At 74.5% G+C, this 18,840-nt stretch carries 20 protein-coding genes; 11 read left to right on the top strand and 9 right to left on the bottom strand.

All coding sequences use genetic code 11. The features are described 5' to 3' along the window. Window positions 1-5: 5 nt before the first annotated feature. Window positions 6-2,762, top strand: coding sequence for a penicillin acylase family protein (locus ABZY31_RS25230; RefSeq protein WP_356414121.1), 2,757 nt, complete (start codon window positions 6-8; stop codon window positions 2,760-2,762). Window positions 2,763-2,872: 110 nt separating this feature from the next. On the opposite strand, the gene ABZY31_RS25225 is transcribed toward ABZY31_RS25230, so the two are convergent. The 6 genes from ABZY31_RS25225 to ABZY31_RS25200 all read right to left on the bottom strand — a co-directional run bounded on the left by ABZY31_RS25225 (window position 2,873) and on the right by ABZY31_RS25200 (window position 7,334). Continuing rightward, entirely contained in the window at window positions 2,873-3,535 is a 663-nt protein-coding gene (locus tag ABZY31_RS25225; protein ID WP_356414119.1) for a hypothetical protein, read from the bottom strand. Further along, complete coding sequence (locus ABZY31_RS25220; protein WP_356414116.1) at window positions 3,532-4,056, bottom strand: DUF6114 domain-containing protein; 525 nt, start codon at window positions 4,054-4,056, stop codon at window positions 3,532-3,534. Before ABZY31_RS25220 ends, ABZY31_RS25225 begins: the two co-directional genes overlap by 4 nt. Next, entirely contained in the window at window positions 4,047-4,682 is a 636-nt protein-coding gene (locus ABZY31_RS25215) for a DUF6230 family protein (RefSeq protein WP_356414113.1), read from the bottom strand. Before ABZY31_RS25215 ends, ABZY31_RS25220 begins: the two co-directional genes overlap by 10 nt. Before the next feature lie 107 nt (window positions 4,683-4,789). Beyond that, the gene (locus tag ABZY31_RS25210) at window positions 4,790-5,581 is read right to left on the bottom strand and encodes a MerR family transcriptional regulator (RefSeq protein ID WP_356414110.1); all 792 of its coding nucleotides are present in this window, start codon (window positions 5,579-5,581) and stop codon (window positions 4,790-4,792) included. A gap of 58 nt (window positions 5,582-5,639) precedes the next feature. Next, the gene (locus tag ABZY31_RS25205) at window positions 5,640-6,845 is read right to left on the bottom strand and encodes a methyltransferase (RefSeq protein ID WP_356414107.1); all 1,206 of its coding nucleotides are present in this window, start codon (window positions 6,843-6,845) and stop codon (window positions 5,640-5,642) included. A gap of 96 nt (window positions 6,846-6,941) precedes the next feature. Then, entirely contained in the window at window positions 6,942-7,334 is a 393-nt protein-coding gene (locus ABZY31_RS25200; protein WP_356414104.1) for a tetratricopeptide repeat protein, read from the bottom strand. 127 nt (window positions 7,335-7,461) lie between these two features. On the opposite strand from ABZY31_RS25200, the gene ABZY31_RS25195 reads away from it, so the two are divergent. From ABZY31_RS25195 to ABZY31_RS25170, 6 genes are all read left to right on the top strand, one after another. Then, a complete protein-coding gene (locus tag ABZY31_RS25195) occupies window positions 7,462-8,427 on the top strand; it encodes a pirin family protein (protein ID WP_356414101.1) in 966 nt (321 codons plus the stop codon). Window positions 8,428-8,534: 107 nt separating this feature from the next. After that, window positions 8,535-9,368 carry a PP2C family protein-serine/threonine phosphatase gene (locus tag ABZY31_RS25190; protein ID WP_356414098.1) on the top strand — a complete coding sequence of 278 codons (834 nt, stop codon included), beginning with the start codon at window positions 8,535-8,537 and terminating at the stop codon, window positions 9,366-9,368. Between the two features lie 102 nt (window positions 9,369-9,470). Continuing rightward, window positions 9,471-10,457, top strand: a complete 987-nt coding sequence (locus ABZY31_RS25185; RefSeq protein WP_356414095.1) for an MASE1 domain-containing protein — start codon at window positions 9,471-9,473, stop codon at window positions 10,455-10,457. Between the two features lie 166 nt (window positions 10,458-10,623). Further along, window positions 10,624-11,817 carry a cytochrome P450 gene (locus ABZY31_RS25180; protein WP_356414092.1) on the top strand — a complete coding sequence of 398 codons (1,194 nt, stop codon included), beginning with the start codon at window positions 10,624-10,626 and terminating at the stop codon, window positions 11,815-11,817. A gap of 8 nt (window positions 11,818-11,825) precedes the next feature. Continuing rightward, complete coding sequence (locus tag ABZY31_RS25175) at window positions 11,826-12,026, top strand: ferredoxin (protein WP_356414089.1); 201 nt, start codon at window positions 11,826-11,828, stop codon at window positions 12,024-12,026. Between the two features lie 79 nt (window positions 12,027-12,105). Then, window positions 12,106-12,444: a thioredoxin domain-containing protein gene (locus ABZY31_RS25170; RefSeq protein WP_356414086.1), complete on the top strand. Its 339-nt coding sequence runs from the start codon at window positions 12,106-12,108 to the stop codon at window positions 12,442-12,444. On the opposite strand, the gene ABZY31_RS25165 is transcribed toward ABZY31_RS25170, so the two are convergent. Next, entirely contained in the window at window positions 12,416-13,750 is a 1,335-nt protein-coding gene (locus ABZY31_RS25165; RefSeq protein WP_356414084.1) for a sigma-70 family RNA polymerase sigma factor, read from the bottom strand. The two genes, ABZY31_RS25170 and ABZY31_RS25165, sit on opposite strands and share 29 nt — an antisense overlap. A 77-nt stretch (window positions 13,751-13,827) precedes the next feature. Continuing rightward, a complete protein-coding gene (locus ABZY31_RS25160) occupies window positions 13,828-14,184 on the bottom strand; it encodes a YciI family protein (protein ID WP_356414081.1) in 357 nt (118 codons plus the stop codon). Window positions 14,185-14,329: 145 nt separating this feature from the next. Here ABZY31_RS25160 and ABZY31_RS25155 point away from each other — a divergent pair, with 145 nt between their 5' ends. Then, window positions 14,330-15,001 carry a DUF2278 family protein gene (locus ABZY31_RS25155; protein WP_356414079.1) on the top strand — a complete coding sequence of 224 codons (672 nt, stop codon included), beginning with the start codon at window positions 14,330-14,332 and terminating at the stop codon, window positions 14,999-15,001. On the opposite strand, the gene ABZY31_RS25150 is transcribed toward ABZY31_RS25155, so the two are convergent. After that, window positions 14,998-15,495 (bottom strand): hypothetical protein, encoded by a 498-nt coding sequence (locus ABZY31_RS25150; RefSeq protein ID WP_356414077.1) that lies wholly within the window; start codon window positions 15,493-15,495, stop codon window positions 14,998-15,000. The two genes, ABZY31_RS25155 and ABZY31_RS25150, sit on opposite strands and share 4 nt — an antisense overlap. Before the next feature lie 176 nt (window positions 15,496-15,671). Here ABZY31_RS25150 and ABZY31_RS25145 point away from each other — a divergent pair, with 176 nt between their 5' ends. From ABZY31_RS25145 to ABZY31_RS25135, 3 genes are read left to right on the top strand one after another with little or no spacing between them, the layout of a single operon-like run. Continuing rightward, complete coding sequence (locus ABZY31_RS25145; protein ID WP_356414074.1) at window positions 15,672-16,919, top strand: histidine kinase; 1,248 nt, start codon at window positions 15,672-15,674, stop codon at window positions 16,917-16,919. Further along, a complete protein-coding gene (locus tag ABZY31_RS25140; RefSeq protein ID WP_356414072.1) occupies window positions 16,907-17,560 on the top strand; it encodes a response regulator transcription factor in 654 nt (217 codons plus the stop codon). Before ABZY31_RS25145 ends, ABZY31_RS25140 begins: the two co-directional genes overlap by 13 nt. Beyond that, window positions 17,557-18,459 carry a hypothetical protein gene (locus ABZY31_RS25135; protein ID WP_356414069.1) on the top strand — a complete coding sequence of 301 codons (903 nt, stop codon included), beginning with the start codon at window positions 17,557-17,559 and terminating at the stop codon, window positions 18,457-18,459. Before ABZY31_RS25140 ends, ABZY31_RS25135 begins: the two co-directional genes overlap by 4 nt. Window positions 18,460-18,840: the final 381 nt, after the last annotated feature.

Below are 18,840 nucleotides of genomic sequence, written 5' to 3'. Positions count from 1 at the left end.
GCACTATGAGAAGCCCCACCGCACGGCTGCGCACCGCGGTCGCCACCGGGCTCATCGCCCTGGGCGCCGCCCTCTTCGCCCCGCTCGCACCGGCCGTGGCGTCCCCCGCCGCGGATCCCGTCCCGCTCCCCGTCGCGGACTACTGCGGGGGGCAGTGCGCCGACATCCTGCCGCCCGGCCAGAGCGGCAACGCCACCCTGGCACAGATCCTGCTCCACAAGGCGTTGGGCACCCTGCCCGCCCACACCTCGGACCAGCTGGCGCGCTACGCCTCGCTGGCGGGCGGCTACCCCGGCCTCACCGACGCCAAGATCAACGACTTCTTCAACGACGCCTCCTTCGGCGTCCCCGCCGCGCAGGTGGAATCCACGGTCAGCCCGCGCCCCGACGTCACCATCACCCGGGACAAGAAGTCCGGGGTCCCGCACATCAAGGGCACCACCCGCTACGGCACCGAGTACGGCGCGGGCTACGCCGCCGCACAGGACCGGCTCTGGCAGATGGACCTCTTCCGGCACGTCGGCCGCGGGGACCTGACCCCCTTCGCGGGCGGCGCCCTCGCCAACCAGGGCCTGGAGCAGGAGTTCTGGCCGCAGGCCCCCTACACCGAGGCCGACCTCCAGGCCCAGGTGGACCGCATCCGCACCACCGAGGGGGACCGCGGCCGCCAGGCCATGGAGGACGCGCAGGCCTACGTGGACGGCGTCAACGCCTACCGGCAGCAGTCGAAGGACGGCCGCTACTTCCCCGGTGAGTACGTGCTCACCGGCCACATCGACTCCGTCACCAACGCGGGCGAGATCCAGCCGTTCAAGCTCACCGACCTGATCGCCCTCGCCTCCGTCGTCGGCGGCCTGTTCGGCGGCGGAGGCGGCGGCGAGGTGCAGGCCGCGGTCTCGCTCCTCGCCGCGCAGCAGAAGTTCGGCCTGGAGGAGGGCACCCGCATCTGGGAGTCCTTCCGCGAGCGCGAGGACCCCGAGGCCGTCCTGACCGTCCACGACGGGACGAGCTTCCCCTACGCCCAGAAGCCCGCGAACCCGCAGGGCACCGCCCTCCCGGACGCGGGCTCCGTCGTCGCCGAACCGCTGGTGTACGACCGTACGGGAGCGGCGGCCGCACAGACCGCGACCGCCCTGCCCAAGCCCGTCAAGCCGAGCATGTCCAACGCCCTGCTCGTCTCCGGCGCGAAGACCGCGAGCGGCCGGCCGGTCGCCGTCTTCGGACCCCAGACCGGCTATCTGGCACCTCAGTTGCTGATGCTCCAGGAACTCCAGGGGCCGGGACTGAGCGCACGCGGTGCCTCCTTCGCGGGCGTGAGCATGTACGTACAGCTCGGACGTGGCCAGGACTACGCCTGGAGCGCGACCTCCGCCGGACAGGACATCACCGACACCTTCGCCGTCGAACTCTGCGAACCGGGCGGCGCCGCCCCGACCACCGCCTCCACCTCCTACCTCTTCCGCGGTGCCTGCACGCCGATGGAGAAGCTGGAGCACCGCAACGCCTGGACCCCCACCGTCGCCGACGGCACCGCGGCGGGCTCCTACCGGATGCAGGTCTGGCGCACCGGCTACGGCATCGTCACCCACCGGGCGACGGTGGCCGGCAAGCCCGTCGCCTACACCGCGCTGCGCTCCACCTACCGCCACGAGGCCGACTCGATGATCGGCTTCCAGATGCTCAACGACCCGGCGTACGTGACGGACGCGCACGCCTTCCAGCAGGCCGCGCAGCACATCGGCTACGCCTTCAACTGGTTCTACGCCGACTCCCGCGAGGCCGCCTACTACAACAGCGGCCTGAACCCGGTCCGGGCCGCCGGGGTCGACCCCGCGCTCCCGGTCCTCGGCCGGCCCGCCTACGAGTGGCAGGGCTTCGACCCGGTGGTGAACACGGCCGCCTACACCCCGCCCGCCCAGCACCCGCAGTCCATCGGGCAGGACTACTACATCAGCTGGAACAACAAGCAGGCCAAGGGCTACGGCGCCGCCGGGTTCGGGATGGGCGCGGTGCACCGGGCGAGCCTCCTGGACGACCGGGTCAAACCGCTCGTCGCGGCGGGCGGGGTCACCCGGGCCTCGCTCACCCGGGCCATGGAGGACGCCGCCGTCACGGACCTGCGCGGGGAGAACCTGCTGCCCGAGCTGATCGACGTCCTGAACAGCTCGGCCGTCACCGACCCCGCGGCGGCCGCCGCCGTGCAGAAACTGACCGCCTGGCGGGACGCCGGAAGCGAACGCAAGGAGACCACCCCCGGGTCGCAGACCTACGCGCACGCCGACGCGATCCGCATCATGGACGCGTGGTGGCCGCTGCTGGTGGAAGCCGAGTTCAAACCCGGGCTCGGCGCGCCGCTCTACGACGCCCTGCGGGCCTCCCTGACCATCGACGAGGCGCCCAACGCGGGCCACGGGCCCACCGGTTCGCACGCCGGATCCGCGTTCCAGTACGGCTGGTGGAGCTACGCGGACGAGGACCTGCGCATGGTCCTCGGGCGGCCGGTGGCCGACCCGCCGTCCAAGGTCTACTGCGGGGGCGGCACGCTGAGCGGCTGCCGCGACGTCCTGCTCGCCACCCTCAAGCAGGCGGCGGCCGCGTCCCCGGCCACCGTGTACCCGGCCGACGGCACCTGCGCCGCGGGCAGGCAGTGGTGCGCGGACGCCATCGTCCAGCGCCCGGTCGGCGGGCTCGCGCACCCGATGACCACCTGGCAGAACCGGCCGACCTACCAGCAGGTCGTGGAGTTCCCGGCGCACCGCTGAACCACCCGGCCGGGGTGGGCATCCCGCCCCGGCCGTCCGGCCGCACGCGAAGGGCCCCGCCGCTCCCGGTGCGCACCGGGAACGGCGGGGCCGCGTTCACGCGGACCCGGTCAGGGGCCGACGGTGATCTGCTGCGCCGGGTCGGTGGTGTCCGCCACCTTGTAGACGGCGTTGAAGGTGGAGCTGGTCGCGCTGGTCGGGCAGCCGAAGCCGCCGGTCACGGTGACCGGCACGCTCGCGTTGGTGAACGTGAGGCTGGAGGGGGCGCCGTTCGTCCAGGCACCCGCCACCGCGGCCGGGCCGGCGGGCGCGGCCGTGACGGTACAGGTCGCGAGACCGGTGGTGTGCACCACCAGACCGCCGGTGGGCACGGTCATCGTGGCCGTGACGGGCGAGCCGTTCTGCATCGACACGCTCCACGCGCCGCTCGTGGTGACCGTCGGCGTCACCCCGGGCAGGCTGGAGGTGCACGAGCTGTACGACGGCGGGGAGATGGGCGAGGAGACGGGCCCGGCCGCGTTGTGGTTGCCGGGCGCGGCCGGCACCGCACCCGTGGAAACGGAGACCGTGCAGGTCACGGTGACCGAGCCGGCCTTGAGGGTGGCCTTGCCGCTGAGGGTGGCCTTGAACGCGTGACCGGCGGGCGTGACGGTGGTCGAGCCCGCCAGGGGTAAGGGGCCGGCCATCGCGGGGACGGAGCCCAGGGTCAGGGCCCCGGCGGCCGCGGTGGCGGCGGCCAGGGCGAGGGCGGTGCGGGTGCGCGTACGGGTCATGACGGCGCTCCTTGGGGATCGGTGTCCTGCGTGGGGGGCGCAGGAGAGGGGGGAGGAGAGGTCTCCGTGGGGGGCGTGGCGGACGTGCGGCGCGGCGCGGCGGAGGGCTGCCAGGCGAACATCAGTCCGCCGCCGAGGATGCCGAGCAGGGTGCCGACGAGGAACCCGCCGAGGTTCGACAGGACCAGCGCGGCGGTGGCGATGAGCGTCGTGAGGATCCCCGCCAGGGTGCGGTGCTGAGGGGAGAACCAGGCGGAGAGCCCCATCACGATCATGACGATGCCCATCAGGACGGACGGGATGCCCGCCACGCCCTGGCTGAGCATGACCTTCAGCGGTGCCAGCGGCAGCGCACAGATCTCGGCTCCGGCGAGGAGGGCGAAGAAGCCGCCCCAGAAGGGTCTGCTCCGCCTCCAGCGGCGGAACCGGCCCGCCCGCCGGGCGCCGCCGGCCGGGGCTCCGGGCTGCGGACCGGCACCGCCCGGGGCGCGGCCCCGGGCGCGGCCCCGGGTCAGAAGCATTCCTTCTTGCCCTTGCTGATGTTCATGTTCAGCCCGGAGAGCTTGAAGGTGCCGGCGTTGGTCGCCCACGCCGTCTGGTGCAGACCGGTGATCTTGACGGTGTCCGCCTGCTGGGCGAAGAGGTCCTGCATGCCCACGGCCTCCGCCGGACCCTTGTCCAGGGTGGAGGCGTCCCGGCCGATCTCGATGTTGCTGAAGACCGCGTCGCCGGAGAGCTGGGTGGCGTCCACGAACAGGTTGCTCGCCTCGACCGGGTCCTTCTGGCCCGCCGTGAGGTTGAGCGAGATGTCCCCGATCATCGGGAGCGTGGTGACCACCGACTGGCAGAGGCTGTGGAGCTTGGCCTCCTTGATGGCGGTGATGGCCACCGGTATGAGTTCTTCGCGGGCGTTGACGTCGACGCTGCCGTACTGGGCGAAACCCTCGCCCTCCAGGCTCTGCGCCGACACCTTGAACTGCTGGCCCGACACGGCGAAGGAGGCGGCGAGCGCCCCTTGCGCGAGGGCTATCCCGAGGCCCGCCGTGACCGCGACCGCCGGGAGGGTCAGGACGGCGAAGCGCCGCCATCTGACCCGGCCGTCGGCGCTGTTGACAGCGTTGTCAGGTAAGTGCTGGGAATCTTCCACCGGATGCCCCTGTATATCGGCTGTGCACCGTTGTTACCGACGAGTTGAATGTAAGAGTGCCAATGGTGGTTGGCAAGGTTGCGGGAACGCCCGGTTTCGGCCGACTCCTACTGCTCCGTACGCAGCAGTTCGGCGACCTCCGCCTCCACCCGCCGGGCCATCGCGCGGGCGAACTCCGCGGCCACGACCTCGCCCGCCACCGGGCGCAGCGCCGCCACCGCGTCCGTGACGTGCTGGACCTGGGTGGCCGAAAGGTGCTCCAACCCGTCCGGACCGATCACATACGATCGGAACAGCCCCACGAACCGGTCCGCGAGCGCCGCCGCCTGAGTCTGTACGAAGTCGCCCGCGTCCAGGATCTCCGTGAGCGGCACCCCCTGCCGCACCAGCGTCACGGTCGCCTCCAGCAGCCCGCGGCTCGGGAAGGTCACCGTGTCGCCCTCGATCGTGACGTACCGCAGGGCCGCCGCGCGCCGGGTGTCCTGCGGGGTGGCCGCCGGGCCGAACAGCGCGCGCAGCTCGGCCAGCGTCATCGTGACCGGGTCCTCGTGCACCCAGCCCCGGGTCATCTCCCGCTCCAGGCCCAGCAGTCTGCCGATGCCGCCGCCCTCTTCCCAGGCGTCCAGCAGCTCCGCGATGCCGTTGACGGTGTAGCCCCGGCCCAGCAGGTCGCTGATCAGCCGCAGCCGGGCGAGGTGGTCGTCGGAGTACCAGGCGATCCGGCCCTCGCGCAGGGGCGGCGGGAGCAGGCCGCGCTCCTGGTAGTAGCGCAGGTTGCGCACCTTCACGCCCGCCGCGAGGGCGACTTCCTCCCGGCGGTAGCGGGCCGCCGGTACGCCCTCGCGGTGCGCCGTGCCCTCACCGCCCGATGGGGTCGGCCCGACCCGGATGCTGCTCACCCGCCGAGTCTAGGACCTGATCAGGACGCCTCGGCGGGTACCCGCGGGTAGGGGGCGATCACTCTCCGGCGGGCCGGTCCTGGGCCCGGGGTGCCTGCTTGACGGCGCGCAGGACCACGAACTTCGGGTCGCTCGCCACGAGTTGGCTGTTGCCGAAGAGCCTGCGCAGCCGGACGTGGTAGCCGAGGTGGCGGTTGCCGACCACCCACAGCTCGCCACCGGGCCGCAGGGCCTGGCGGGCCTGGGCGAACATCCGCATCGCGGTGGCCTCGGTCGTCGCCTGGTGGGAGTGGAACGGCGGGTTGTTCAGGACCAGGTCCACCGAGCCGTCCGGGACCCCGGCGAGCCCGTCGCCGACCAGGAACTCGGCCTTGCGGTCGTCACCCGGGACGTTGGCCCGGTACGTCGCCTCCGCCGAGGCCACGGCCTGGTACGACTCGTCGGTGAAGATCACCTCGGCGTCCGGGTGGCCCAGCGCGGCGGCCGTGCCGACCACGCCGTTCCCGCAGCCGAGGTCCACGATCCGGGCGGCGCCGGTGCGGGCGGGGAAGTGCTGGAGCAGGAACCGGGTCCCGATGTCGAGCCGGTCCGCGCAGAAGACCCCGGCGTGGTTGACCGCGGTGAGCCCGGAGCCGGCGCCCGAGTCCTCGTCCAGGGTGTACGTCAGCGGCCAGGGCCCGGGCGCGGCCGCCTCGCGGGCCGCCTGCGGGCCGGGCGTGGCGAAGATCAGCCGGGCCTTCTTCTCCGCGAGGGAGGTCCGGGTCGGGCCGATGATCCGCTCGAAGAGCCGCAGCGTGGAGGTGTGGATGTCCTTGACCATGCCGGCGCCGACGACCACGGTGTCCGCGTGCAGGTGCGGGGCCAGCCGGTGCAGCTGGTCCTCCAGCAGTGCGAGGCTCTTGGGCACCCGGACGAGCAGCACGTCGATCCGCTCCGGCGGGGCGTCCTGGGTGGTCAGCAGCCGGACCCCGGCGTCGGCCGCCCCGGCGCGCGCCAGGTTGGCCCGGGTCGCCTCGCGGGTGAGCGAGGAATCCGTGATCTGTACGGGCCGGTGCGCGGCCAGCGCCGTCACCAGGGCCCCCCAGCGGTCCCCGAGCACGGTGATCTGCCCGTCCAGCTCCACCGGCGGGCGCTCACCGGTACCGGCGGCGAGGTGCCGCAGCAGGTACTCGTCGGCGGCGTCCCAGGCGCGGAGCCGGTCGCGGGCGTCCTCGGGGAAGCGGGTGAGCTCGTGGGAGCCGAAAGGCGTGGTGAGACGGTTCATATGCGACCCAGGCTAGCCGAGTGCGGGCCCCGCTCCCGCACCCGGCGGCCCGGGAGCGTCCCCGGCACCCGCCGGGCCGGGGGCCGCCGGGGGGAGTTACGCGTCGCCGGGCGAGGGGAAGTCGCCGGACATCGCGGCGGCGAGGCGCAGGTGGGGGGCCGCCTCGGCCGCCCTGCCCTGGCGCTCCAGGGTGCGCCCGAGCAGCAGCCGCGCATAGTCCTCCACGGGCCAGCGCTCCAGCAGGGCGCGCAGCTCGCGCTCGGCCTGGGACAGGCGGGCGGAGTGGTAGTAGGCGCGGGCCAGCAGCAGCCGGGGGGCCAGCTGCTCGGGGGCCTGGGCGGTCAGAGTCTCCAGCACGCGGGCGGCGGGGACGTACTCCTTGGCGTCGAAGAACAGTCCCGCGCGCGTCCAGCGTTCGGCGGCCGTGCCCTGCTCGTAGTACGCGGCGGGGGTGGGGACGGTCGGCGTCGTGTCCATCGGCGTGCTCATCGGTCCTCCCGGCTGTGCCGGTCTGCCCCCGCACTACTCGGTCGGCGGGGTTCCGGTCGCTGCAACACGCCGGTACGGCCGGACATTCCGGCGAACGCGCCCGCCACGCGCCGCGTAGGTTGTGCCCATGAGCAATCTCGAACGCCGGCCCGCCCTGTCCGCCTGCGGCGGGCGCGGCTTCGTCGTCGCCGAACCGGTCCGTGAACTCCTCAGCCCCCGCCGCGTCACCCTCGGCGCGGGCACCGAAGTGCGCAGGCTGCTGCCGAACCTGGGCCGCCGGATGGTCGGCGCCTGGTGCTTCGTCGACCACTACGGACCGGACGACATCGCGGAGGAGCCGGGCATGCAGGTGGCCCCGCACCCCCACCAGGGGCTCCAGACGGTCAGCTGGCTGCACCAGGGCGAGGTGCTGCACCGCGACAGCGTGGGCAGCCTCCAGACCGTCGGGGTCCGGGAGCTGGGCCTGATGACGTCGGGGCGCGGCATCAGCCACTCCGAGGAGAGCCCCCGCCCGCACGCCCGCTTCCTGCACGGCGCCCAGCTGTGGGTGGCGCTGCCGGAGGAGCACCGCCGGGTGGCCCCGCACTTCGAGCACCACGGCGAGCTGCCGCACGTCACCACCCCCGGACTGTCCGCCACCGTGATCATGGGCACCCTGGACACCGCGACCTCGCCCGGCACGACGTACAGCCCGCTGGTGGGCGCCGACATCAGCCTCGCCGCGGGAACCGAGGCGCGGCTGCCGCTGGAGCCGGACTTCGAGTACGCGGTCCTGTCCATGGCCGGCGAGGCGGTCGTGGACGGCGTTCCGGTGCTGCCCGGTTCGATGCTCTACCTGGGCTGCGGACGCAGCGAACTCCCGCTGCGCGCCGCCTCCGACGCGAGCCTGATGCTGCTGGGCGGCGAGCCGTTCGAGGAGGAGATCCTCATGTGGTGGAACTTCGTGGCCCGCACCGACGAGGAGATCCGCGAGGCCCGTGCCGAGTGGATGGGCGGCAGCCGCTACGGCGAGGTGAAGGGCTACGACGGCCCGCCGATCCCCGCGCCCGAACTTCCCCCCGTCGCCCTCAAGCCCCGGGGCCGCGTCCGCTGACCGGCGGCCCGGGGCGGCTCCCGGCGGGCGCGGCCGGCTCCCGGCGGGCGCCGGGGGCCGCCCCGAAATATGATGGCCGCTGAACCCGCCAGACCTGGGAGCGGTCCATGGCCCCGCCACGTGCCCCGCGGCCGACGAGCGCCGACGACCTGCTCAACCGGCTCGGGCGGCTGACCGCGCAGGCGCGCGAACGCGCGGAGTTCCAGCTGGCCCGGGTGGAGCTGGCCGAGGCCCTGCAGCGCAGGATGCTCCCGGCCGCGCTGCCGAACGTCCCCGGACTGCGGACGGCCGCCCGGTACGCGCCCGCGCGGCACGGCCTGGACATAGGCGGCGACTGGTACGACGGCTTCCCGCTGCCCGGCGGCGCCCTCGGCTTCTCCCTCGGGGACGTCCAGGGGCACGACGTCGAGGCGGCCGCCTTCATGGGGCAGGTGCGGATCGGGCTGCGCGCGGTGGCCGCTTCTGCCGCCGACCCGGGCGAGGTGCTGAGCCGCGCCAACGACCTGCTGCTGTCGGTGGACACCGACCTCTTCGCGACGTGCAGCTTCCTGCGCTTCGACCCGCAGACCTGGGCCCTGGAGAGCGCCCGCGCGGGGCACGTGCCGGCCGTCTGGGCGACCGTCGACGGGGAGTACGGGATCTCCCTGGACGCGGGCGGGGTGCCCCTGGGGATGCTGGCGGGCGCCGTGTACCCGGTCACCCGGCGCAGGCTGACCAAGGCGGGGGCCTTCGTGCTGCTCACCGACGGGGTCGTCGAGGGGCCCACCTTCCCGATCGACGAGGGGCTGGCCCGGGTGGCCCGGGTGGTCCGCGAGGGGGCCGGCGCCGAACCGGGCGAGCTGGCCGCCGCGGTGATGGAGGTGGCGGACTCCACCGGGCACGCGGACGACGCCGCGGTGCTCGTGCTGTGCCACGACGCGGCCGGCGGCGACCCGGGGTGAGGCCGCGGCCCCGCTCGCCCGGGCCGTCCGCCGGTCCCGGGGGACGGGGCCGGGCGCGTGTCACGCCCCGCCGGGGCGCGGGGACGGTGTTCTGATGGTGCGGTGCGCAACGAGGGGTGGCGACGTCTGCGCGGAGCGGTTCTCCGGATCCTCGCCGTGGCCGTCGCGTACTACGTGACGGGACGGATCGGCCTGCTGCAGCGGGTCGCGATCGACGGCGCCGTCGTCACGCCCCTTTTCCTGCCGACGGGGATCGCGCTGAGCTGCCTGCTCCGGCTGGGGCTGCGGGTGTGGCCGGGAATCGCCCTCGGCAGCTACCTCGTGATCGAGACGATCAACCCGTTCCAGCCCTCCGGCCTGGCCATCCTCGCGGGCAGCACCCTGGCGCCGGTGTGCGCCTTCCTGCTGCTGCGCCGGGTCGGCTTCCGCACCGAGCTGGACCGGCTCGGCGACGGTGTGGCCCTGGTCTTCCTCGGCGGCATGGTGCCGATGCTGATCAGTGCGACCGTCGGCTCCGTGGTGGTCTACCTCAGCGGCAGCCTGGCGTCGGGCGGGTTCTGGTCGTTCTGGGCGGCGTGGTGGGCCGGTGACGCCATGGGGGTCCTCGTGCTCACGCCGCTGCTCCTGGTGCTGCGGCGGCCGTACGGGCTGTCCCGGGACCCGGTGCGGTGGGCGGAGGCGGTGGTCCTGGCGGCCGGCGTGGTCCTGGTCTCGCTGTTCGTGACGCGCAGTTCGATCGCCTTGCTCTTCCTCGTCTTCCCGCTGCTGATCTGGGCGGCCCTGCGGTTCCGGCTTCCGGGGGCCGCGCCGTGCGTGCTGCTGGTGTCGGTCCTGGCGATCGCGGCGGCGAACGACCGGGTCGGGCCGTTCGCGGACCAGACCCTCTTCCAGGTCATGGTCAACCTCCAGGCGCTCAACGGCTCCGTGGCGCTGACCGGACTGCTGCTGTCGGCGCTCGTGACCGAGCAGCAGCACATCCGGGAGAAGATCGAGGAGGCGTGCCTGGAGATGGCCGAGCTGGTGGACAGCCTCCTGCCGGGGCGCCCGTCGCAGGACCGGCCGCCGTGGGATCCCGAAGGGCGCGGCTGATCCGGCCGGGATCGGCGCACGGGCCGCGGTCCGGCGCCGTCGGCCGTCTGATCCGGCATTGCGGCCGGTCGGGTGATTTGGCCGAACTTCACATAGCAGTTATAGGTGCCTCAGGCATCTAATGGGGAGCGGCACACGACCGATCGATCGCTTGTGAGGTCAACACATGACAGAACCCGCCGTCGCCTTTCCCCAGGACCGCACCTGTCCCTACCACCCGCCGGCCGCCTACCAGCCGCTGCGCGAGGCGCGACCCCTCTCGCGGGTCACCCTCTACGACGGCCGCTCCGTGTGGGTGGTCACCGGCCACGCCGAGGCGCGGGCCCTGCTGACCGACTCCCGGCTCTCCGCCGACCGCGAGAACGCGTCGTTCCCCAACACCGTGGCCCGCCTGAAGGGCCTGCGGAACCGGCGGGTGGCGCTGCTCGGCCTCGACGACCCCGAACACAACGTCCAGCGCCGCATGCTGATCCCGAGCTTCACCCTCAAGCGGACGGCCGCCCTGCGGCCGCAGATCCGCGAGACCGTCGACCGCCTCATCGACGCCATGATCGAGAACGGCCCGGGCGCGGAACTCGTCAGCGCCTTCGCCCTGCCCGTGCCGTCCATGGTCATCTGCGCCCTGCTCGGGGTGCCGTACGCCGACCACGAGTTCTTCGAGGCCCGCTCGCGCCGCCTGCTGCGCGGCAAGGACGCCGCCGACACCGAGCGGGCCCGCGACGAACTGACCGACTACCTGGGCGACCTGATCGACCGCAAGTGCGCCGCACCCGGCGGTGACGGGCTGCTGGACGAGCTGATCGCCCAGCGGCTGGTCACCGGCGAGGTGGACCGTACCGAACTGATCGACCTGGCCACGATCCTGCTGATCGCCGGGCACGAAACCACCGCCAACATGATCTCGCTCGGTACCTTCACCCTGCTGCGCCATCCCGAGCAGCTGGCCGAGCTGCGCGCCGATCCGGAGCTGATGCCCGCCGCCGTGGAGGAGCTGCTGCGGTTCCTCTCGATCGCGGACGGCATGCTCCGGGTCGCCGCCGTCGACATCGACATCGCCGGGGTGACCATCCGCAAGGACGACGGGGTGGTCTTCTCCACCTCGGTCATCAACCGCGACGAATCCGCCTATCCGGTCCCCGACGCCCTGGACTGGCACCGCTCGGCCCGCCACCACGTCGCCTTCGGCTTCGGCATCCACCAGTGCCTGGGGCAGAACCTGGCCCGAGCCGAGATGGAGATCGCCCTCGGCGCCCTGTTCGAGCGCCTGCCGGGGCTGCGCCTCGCCGCACCGGCCGAGCGGATCCCCTTCAAACCCGGGGACACGATCCAGGGGATGCTCGAACTCCCCGTGACCTGGTGAGGCCTGCCGTGAGCCCGCGCATCGACATCGACAAGGACGTCTGCATCGGCGCCGGACAGTGCGCCCTGACCGCCCCGGGAGTGTTCACGCAGGACGACGACGGGCTCAGCGAACTGCTGCCCGGCAAGGAGGACGGCGACGGAAGCGCGCTGGTGCGCGAGGCGGCCCGCGCCTGCCCGGTGGGAGCCATCACGGTCAGCCCCCGCTGACGGCGGCCCCGGTTGGCGGGGCGGAGGCCCGTGCTCGCATGATGGTGCTGCCGCACCGATCACCACCCCAGGAGCACCGATGGCGAGCCGGGTCCACCAACCGCTGGAGAACGAGGAGTTCGACTTCATCCTCGGACACGTCCCCGGGCCGGTCCTCGTCTGCTTCACCGGGACCTGGCCGAAGGTGGCCGCGGTCTGCAAGGACATGGACGCCCTGGTGCGGGAGGCGGCCGACGCGTACGAGGGGCGGCTGACCGCCGTCAAGGCGGACATGACCCGCTGCCCGGGGCCGACCGCCCGCTACGGGGTCACCAGCGCGCCCTGGTTCGTGCTCGTCACGGCGGGCGAGGTGGTGGCCACCCGGGAAGGGGCGCTGGACCGGGCGGGGCTCAGGGCGTTCCTGGACGCCGCTCTCTGACGGGCGCGCCGGGGGAGCGCGGTTCCGGTGCTGCCGGCGAACCGGTGCCGGGCGCGCCGGGTACGTCCGCCCCGGCCGCTTCGGCCCGGCGCAGCAGCAGGGCCCGTTCCCGCGCGTTGCGGGTCAGCTCCGCCGCGCGGGCGAACTCGGCGCGCGCCTCGGCGGACCGCCCGAGCCGGGCCAGCAGCTCGCCCCGGACGCTGGGCAGCAGGTGGTACGTCTTGAGTACGGGCGCCCCCGCCACGGCGTCGGCCAGGGCCAGGCCCGCCGCCGGACCCTCGGCCATCGAGACGGCGACCGCCCGGTTCAGTTCCACCACGGGCGAGCCGGTGAGCGCCGAGAGCCTCCCGTACAGGGCGGCGATGGCCCGCCAGTCGGTCTCCTCGTAGCTGCCGGCCCGGGCGTGGCAGGCGGCGATCGCGGCCTGCAGCGCGTACGGCCCCGGCTCGCCGCCGAGGTCCCCGGCCGCCGCCAGCGCGGCGAACCCGCGCCGGATCAGCAGCCGGTCCCAGCGGGTGCGCCGCTGGTCGGCGAGGAGGACCGGGCGGCCCGCGGCGTCGGTGCGGGCCGCCGTCCGCGAGGCCTGGATCTCCAGCAGCGCAGCCAACGCGTGTGCCTCGGCCTCCGCGGGCATCAGCGCGGCCAGCCGCCGGGCGAGCCGCAGCGCGTCCTCGCAGAGCGCGGGCCGGATCAGGTCCTCGCCCGCGGTGGCGGAGTACCCCTCGTTGAAGATCAGGTAGACCACCTCCAGCACGGCCGCCAGCCGCTGGGCGCGCTCGGGCCCGTACGGCACCTCGAAGGGCACGCCCGCCGCGGCCAGGGTCCGCTTCGCCCGCACGATGCGCTGGGCGACGGTGGCCTCCGGGGCGAGGAAGGCCCGGGCGATCTCGTCCGTGGTCAGCCCGCCCAGCAGCCGCAGGGTGAGCGCGATCCGGCCGTCCCGGGGCAGCACCGGGTGGCACGCTGTGAAGATCAGCCGGAGCACGTCGTCGTCGATGTCGCCCGGCCCGGCGGGTTCGGGATCGTACGCCGCCTCGTCCAGGTCGCGCCCCAGGTCGGCGAGCCTGCGGGCGTAGGTCTCCCGCCTGCGCACCAGGTCGACGGCCCGGCGCCGGGCGGTGGTCGTCAGCCAGGCCGCCGGGTTGTCCGGGACACCCGTGCGCGGCCACTGCTCCAGTGCCTCGACGAGGGCGTCCTGGGCGATCTCCTCGGCGAGCCCGACGTCCCGCACGATCCGCGCGGCCGTGGCGACGATCCGCGCGGATTCGATCCGGAAGACGGTCTCCACCGTGCTGTCAGTGCTCACGACCACCCATCAGAGCACCCCGCGGCCCGGCCCGGCAACGCAGCCGGGCCGGGCCGGGCGCGGTGCCCGCGGCGGGCTCAGCCCTCGGCGACCTCGCGGACCTCGCAGGTGATCGTCCAGTAGTCCTCGTGGACCGACAGGAACCGCTTCGTCCACTCGACCGCCTCCGCCAGGTCCTTGGCCTGGAGCATCGCGTAGCCGCCGACGACCTCCTTGGCCTCGGTGAACGGCCCGTCCACGACCGAGGTCCGGCCGCCCTCCCAGGTCACCCGGGCGCCCTGCGCGGTGGGCGCGAGACCGGCGGTGTCCAGCAGGACACCGGCCTTCGTCATCTCCTCGATGAGCCGGCCCATCCGTTCCATCAGCGCGTCGCTGGGGCCCTCGGCCGGGGCGTTGGCCTCGTCGAGGCGGATCATCGAAAGGTAGCGGGGCATGACGTACTCCTTGTGCCGTTCCGTCCGGGGCGGGGGTCCTTCCCCGCCCCTCACTCATACGTCGAACGGCGCCCGGCGGGATCGACACACGCCGGAAGAATTCTTCCCGCGGATTTCCGCGGGCCCCGGTGCTTGACTGGAGCCCATGCCCCTCGAGAACTACGGAGTACTGTCCGGGACCCTCCACCGGCACGTCCGCGACGACCCCGACGCGCAGGGGCGCTGGTCGCGCGTGCACCTGGAGATCGACACCCCGGCGGGCCGTCACACGTGCGCGATCGACGTGGACGGCGGGCAGCGCGGCGCCGGCGTGCAGTGGAAGGTGCTCACCCTCTACCCCTCCGTGCTGGAACCGGTGGACGCGCCGGCGCCCGGCTACCACGACCTGTCCCGCGCCCGCGGATCGGGCGCGCTCGACTACCTCCGGCACCCCGCGCTCGGCGTCCGGGCGGGCCGGCTCTTCGGCCGCCGGGTGCCCGGATGGCTCCGGGGCCCGCTCGACCGGCTGAGGCCGCCGCGGCCGTGGACCTCCGGCTCCTGCCGGGAGGCCTCGCAGGCGCTGGAAGCGCTCCTCGTGCCGGGGCGGCCGGTGCTCGTCTTCGGCGAGCCCTCGCAGGAAGGGCTCGGCCTGCGCCGCGTGCACCAGAACCAGGGCGACCCCCTCGGCACCCGGTGGTGGGCCGAGAACGGCACCTGGCAGGACGGCGCCCTGCTCGTGCGGCGCCCGGACGGCCGGTTCGACGCGTTCCTGTCCCGCTTCTCCACCCAGGCGGACGCGACCGACCCGGACGGCCACCCGCTCCCGGAGCCGAACTAGACGGTGGCGGGGGCCGCTTCCGGCTCGGGGCTCCGGACCGCGGCCCGGGCGCACAGTGCGGCCAGCGGGAGTTCCGCGCACACCGCCAGCGCCACCGCCGTCATCCGGGCGCCGCCCGCCGCCGAGGTCGTCACGTCGAACCAGGCGTCCAGCACCAGCACCGCGGCCGTCGCGGCGGCCGCCGCCCCGGCCCGCGGGTCGCCCCGGCCGAGGAGCAGCCCCGTACCGGCGAGGCCTGCGGCCAGTATGACGTCCAGTCCGATCCAGGCCGTGGACCAGTGGGAGACCTCGACGGTGTGCGGCAGGGTCCTGGCCAGCACCGCGATCCACGGCACCAGCACGATCCCCGCCGTCGTGAGCACCGTGGCGGGCCGGGGGACGCGCGGGGACCGGCGCCGGCTGAGCGCAGAGGCGGCCGACCGGGGACGGGGGAGCCGGGGGAGCGGGTTCAGGGGGACACCGCGGGTCCGGAACTGCGGGGCGACGAGCGTCATGCGGCGGAACTCCCTCCGGCCCGGCGGTCCGTCCCCCGGGCACGGTGACAACACTGCTGGTCGGGAGCGCCCGGGTCAGTAGTGGCACGGTCCGAAAAGGGGGTGGCACTGGCTACACCCCCGCACGGGCACCAGGGTGGTGGCAGGTCCCTGACCAGTGCCGTTACCGTGAGCGCATGGCACCTCCCGGCGCGCTGCGGCGTACGTACACCTGGATCGCCGGGCACACGCCGTGGTCGGCCTGGGCCCGGCGCAACACCGTCTTCACCGTCGCGGCCGTCCCGACGGCCCTGCCCGCCACCGCCGCGTTCGCCGTCCTCATCCCGGCCCCGGGCCGGGCCCCCGTGGCGCTGCTCCTCCTGCTCCTCCTCCAACCCCTGCTCACCGTGCTCCAACGCAGCCGCCTGTGGGCCCTGTTGGCCCAGGACGTGCCGCCCGTCGGCCACCTGCGGCCCTGGTGGACCCCGCGCGGCTGGCTGGAGCGGCTGCGGGCCGAATCGACCTGGCGGCAGTACGGCTACCACCTGCTGGTCAGCCCGCTCGCCGGCCTCGGCGGCGGCCTCGTCGCGCTGGGCTGGGCGGTCGGGCTCGCGGGCACGAGCGTCTTCGCCTGGTCGTGGATGCGGCCCGTCTCCGAACGCGGCACGGGATGGACCGACGACGAGGTCCTCCTCACCGTGGCGGGCGCGCTGCTGCTGCTCCTCACGCCCTGGCTGGCCGCGGGCCTCGCCCGGCTCGACAGCGGCCTCGCGCGCAGGCTCCTCGGACCCAACCGCGCCCGCGAACTCGAACGCCGGGTCGAGGACCTCGCCGAGAGCCGGGCCGGTGTCCTGGACGCCGCCGACCTCGAACGCCGGCGCATCGAGCGGGCCTTGCACGACGGCGCACAGCAGCGCCTGGTCTCCCTCGCCATGAACCTCGGCATCGCCCGCGCCGCCCTGCGCGACCTGCCGCCCGAGGCGAAGGCCGTCATCGACGAGGCCCACCGCGAGGCCAAGGAGGCCATCGAGGAACTCAACAGCCTGGTGCGCGGCCTGCATCCGGCCGTTCTGGAGGACCGCGGCCTGGACGCGGCCCTCTCCGGCATCGCGGCCCGCGCGCCGCTGCCCGTCGAACTCACCGTGGAACTGGCCGAGAGGCCGGGTCCCACCGTCGAGGCCGTCGCCTACTTCGTCGTCTCCGAAGCCCTCGCCAACGTCGCCAAGCACGCCCGGGCGAACCGCTGCCAGGTGGTCGCCCGGCGCCACGGCGACCGGCTGCGCATCACCGTCACCGACGACGGGGTGGGCGGCGCCGACCCCGCGGGCGGCACCGGGCTGGTGGGCCTGCGCAAGCGCGTAGGGTCGGTCGACGGAACCATCGTGATCAACAGCCCTCTCGGGGGCCCGACCGCCGTGACTGTGGAGCTGCCGTGCGCGCTGTGATCGCCGAGGACTCGGTGCTGCTGCGAATAGGGCTGGTCAAAGTCCTCGAAATGGCGGGCTTCGAGGTGGCCGCCGAAACCGGGGACGCCGAGGGGCTGCTCGCCGCCGTCGAGGAGCACGCCCCCCAACTCGCCCTGGTCGACGTCCGGATGCCGCCGGGCTTCACCGACGAGGGCGTCCGGGCCGCGCTGATGATTCGCCGTCAGTGGCCGGGCACCTCCGTGCTGCTGCTCTCGCAGTACGTCGAGGAGCGCTACGCCGCCGACCTGCTGGCCACCCAGACCGGGGGCATCGGCTACCTCCTCAAGCAACGGGTCGCCGACGTCGAGGAGTTCATCGACGCCCTCAAGCGGGTCGCGGCCGGTGGCACCGCTCTCGACCCGCAGGTGGTCGCGCAGTTGCTGCTGCGCCGGGGCGGTGGACTGGACCCCCTGGACCGGTTGACCCCGCGCGAGCGCGAGGTGCTCGCGCTGATGGCCGAGGGCCGCTCCAACGCGGGCATCGCGGCCGAACTCGTCATCAGCGAAAGCGCGGTGGCCAAGCACATCAACAACATCCTGGCCAAGCTCGACCTCCCGCAGGCCGACGGCGACCACCGGCGGGTCCTCGCGGTGCTCCGCTTCCTGGACGGATCCCCGTGAGCCGCGAGCGCGGGGACGGCGGTACGGGTGCCTCCACGGCGGGGGCGGACGCGGGTGCGGCGGCCGCGACCGGCGCGGCGGCTCCGGCGCGGCCCGGGGCTGCGGCGCAGCGCCCGGGGCCCCGGCGCCGCACCGCGTGGACCGTGGCCGCGGCCCTGAGCGCCGTGTTCATCGTGGCCCCGGCCGCCTGGAAGGCCTGGAGCCACCGGTCCGCCGAGAGCGGGGTGCTGCGCGGCGACAGCGGCGGGTTCACGGTCACCGCGCTGCAGATCGACGCCGGGGACGCGGCGGTGACCGTCAGCCCCCGCGGGGACCAGCGGGTGGCCTACCGCGCGGACCTCCGCTGGTCCCTGGCGCGCCCGGAGATCGAGGTGAGCCGCCTCGGCGGCACCCTGCGGCTCACGCCGCGCTGCCCGGGCGCCGGCGGCGTGCTCGACGCGGGCGGCGGCTGCGGGGTCGACCTCGGCGTCACCGTGCCGGTGGGCATCCCGGTCACGGTGACCGGCGGATCGGGCAAGGTCGACATCAGCGGCCTCGGCGGCGCCGTCGACGTGCGGACGGACTCCGGCGCCGTGCGGCTGACCGCGCTGCGCGGCCCGCTGCGGGCCGTCGTCGGCTCGGGCGCGCTGGAAGCCACCGCGCTCACCTCCCCGGAAGCGGACCTCCGCGCCGGCTCGGGCATGGTCGACGCCCGCTTCCTCGCCCCGCCGGACCGGCTCGCCGCGCGCACCGGCTCGGGGAGGATCGCGCTCACCCTGCCCGTCGCCACCCGCTTCCGGGTGACGAGCCGGGCGGGCAGCGGACGCCTGGACGTGGCCCCGGGCATGGCGGATCCGGCCGCGCCCGGCACCCTCGACCTCTCGACGGAATCGGGCCGGGCGGCGGCGTGCTACCCGTAGCCGCCCGGCGCGGGACCCCCTCTTCCACCCCGGCCGCCCCGCGTACGGCCGGACGGAGGGCGCCGACACACGCCCCGACGCCACCCCACGCCTCTGCCGCCTGGCAGCGCCGCCCCCAGCCCGAAGCGCTGCCTCGCGGCCCCCGGCCCCGGGCCCGGGCGCCCGCGGGCCTTGGTCCCGGGCGCCGGTGCATGCGGACCTCGGTCCCGGGCGCCGGTGCGCACGGGCACCGGCTCCGGGCGCCGGTGTCCGCGGACCTCGGCCTCGGCCGGGTCCCGCCGCCCCTCGGCTCCGGGCGCCCGGGCCCGCCGCCCGCGGCCCCCGGCCCTGGGCCCGGGCGCCCGCGGGCCTTGGTCCCGAGCCCTGGGGCCCACGGCCCAC

This window comes from Streptomyces sp. NPDC006529 (genome assembly GCF_040611795.1).
In the GTDB taxonomy this organism is placed as follows: domain Bacteria; phylum Actinomycetota; class Actinomycetes; order Streptomycetales; family Streptomycetaceae; genus Streptomyces.
Note: the sequence above shows the minus strand (reverse complement) of the source record. Positions and strands in the feature narration are given on the sequence as shown.

What these genes read in the sequence shown, in the direction of transcription:
- ABZY31_RS25230 (WP_356414121.1), top strand. Translation starts at nt 6, where the DNA reads ATGAGAAGCCCCACCGCACGGCTGCGCACCGCGGTCGCCACCGGGCTC.
- ABZY31_RS25225 (WP_356414119.1), bottom strand. Translation starts at nt 3,535, where the DNA reads ATGACCCGTACGCGCACCCGCACCGCCCTCGCCCTGGCCGCCGCCACC.
- ABZY31_RS25220 (WP_356414116.1), bottom strand. Translation starts at nt 4,056, where the DNA reads ATGCTTCTGACCCGGGGCCGCGCCCGGGGCCGCGCCCCGGGCGGTGCC.
- ABZY31_RS25205 (WP_356414107.1), bottom strand. Translation starts at nt 6,845, where the DNA reads ATGAACCGTCTCACCACGCCTTTCGGCTCCCACGAGCTCACCCGCTTC.
- ABZY31_RS25200 (WP_356414104.1), bottom strand. Translation starts at nt 7,334, where the DNA reads ATGAGCACGCCGATGGACACGACGCCGACCGTCCCCACCCCCGCCGCG.
- ABZY31_RS25195 (WP_356414101.1), top strand. Translation starts at nt 7,462, where the DNA reads ATGAGCAATCTCGAACGCCGGCCCGCCCTGTCCGCCTGCGGCGGGCGC.
- ABZY31_RS25190 (WP_356414098.1), top strand. Translation starts at nt 8,535, where the DNA reads ATGGCCCCGCCACGTGCCCCGCGGCCGACGAGCGCCGACGACCTGCTC.
- ABZY31_RS25180 (WP_356414092.1), top strand. Translation starts at nt 10,624, where the DNA reads ATGACAGAACCCGCCGTCGCCTTTCCCCAGGACCGCACCTGTCCCTAC.
- ABZY31_RS25170 (WP_356414086.1), top strand. Translation starts at nt 12,106, where the DNA reads ATGGCGAGCCGGGTCCACCAACCGCTGGAGAACGAGGAGTTCGACTTC.
- ABZY31_RS25160 (WP_356414081.1), bottom strand. Translation starts at nt 14,184, where the DNA reads ATGCCCCGCTACCTTTCGATGATCCGCCTCGACGAGGCCAACGCCCCG.
- ABZY31_RS25155 (WP_356414079.1), top strand. Translation starts at nt 14,330, where the DNA reads ATGCCCCTCGAGAACTACGGAGTACTGTCCGGGACCCTCCACCGGCAC.
- ABZY31_RS25150 (WP_356414077.1), bottom strand. Translation starts at nt 15,495, where the DNA reads ATGACGCTCGTCGCCCCGCAGTTCCGGACCCGCGGTGTCCCCCTGAAC.
- ABZY31_RS25145 (WP_356414074.1), top strand. Translation starts at nt 15,672, where the DNA reads ATGGCACCTCCCGGCGCGCTGCGGCGTACGTACACCTGGATCGCCGGG.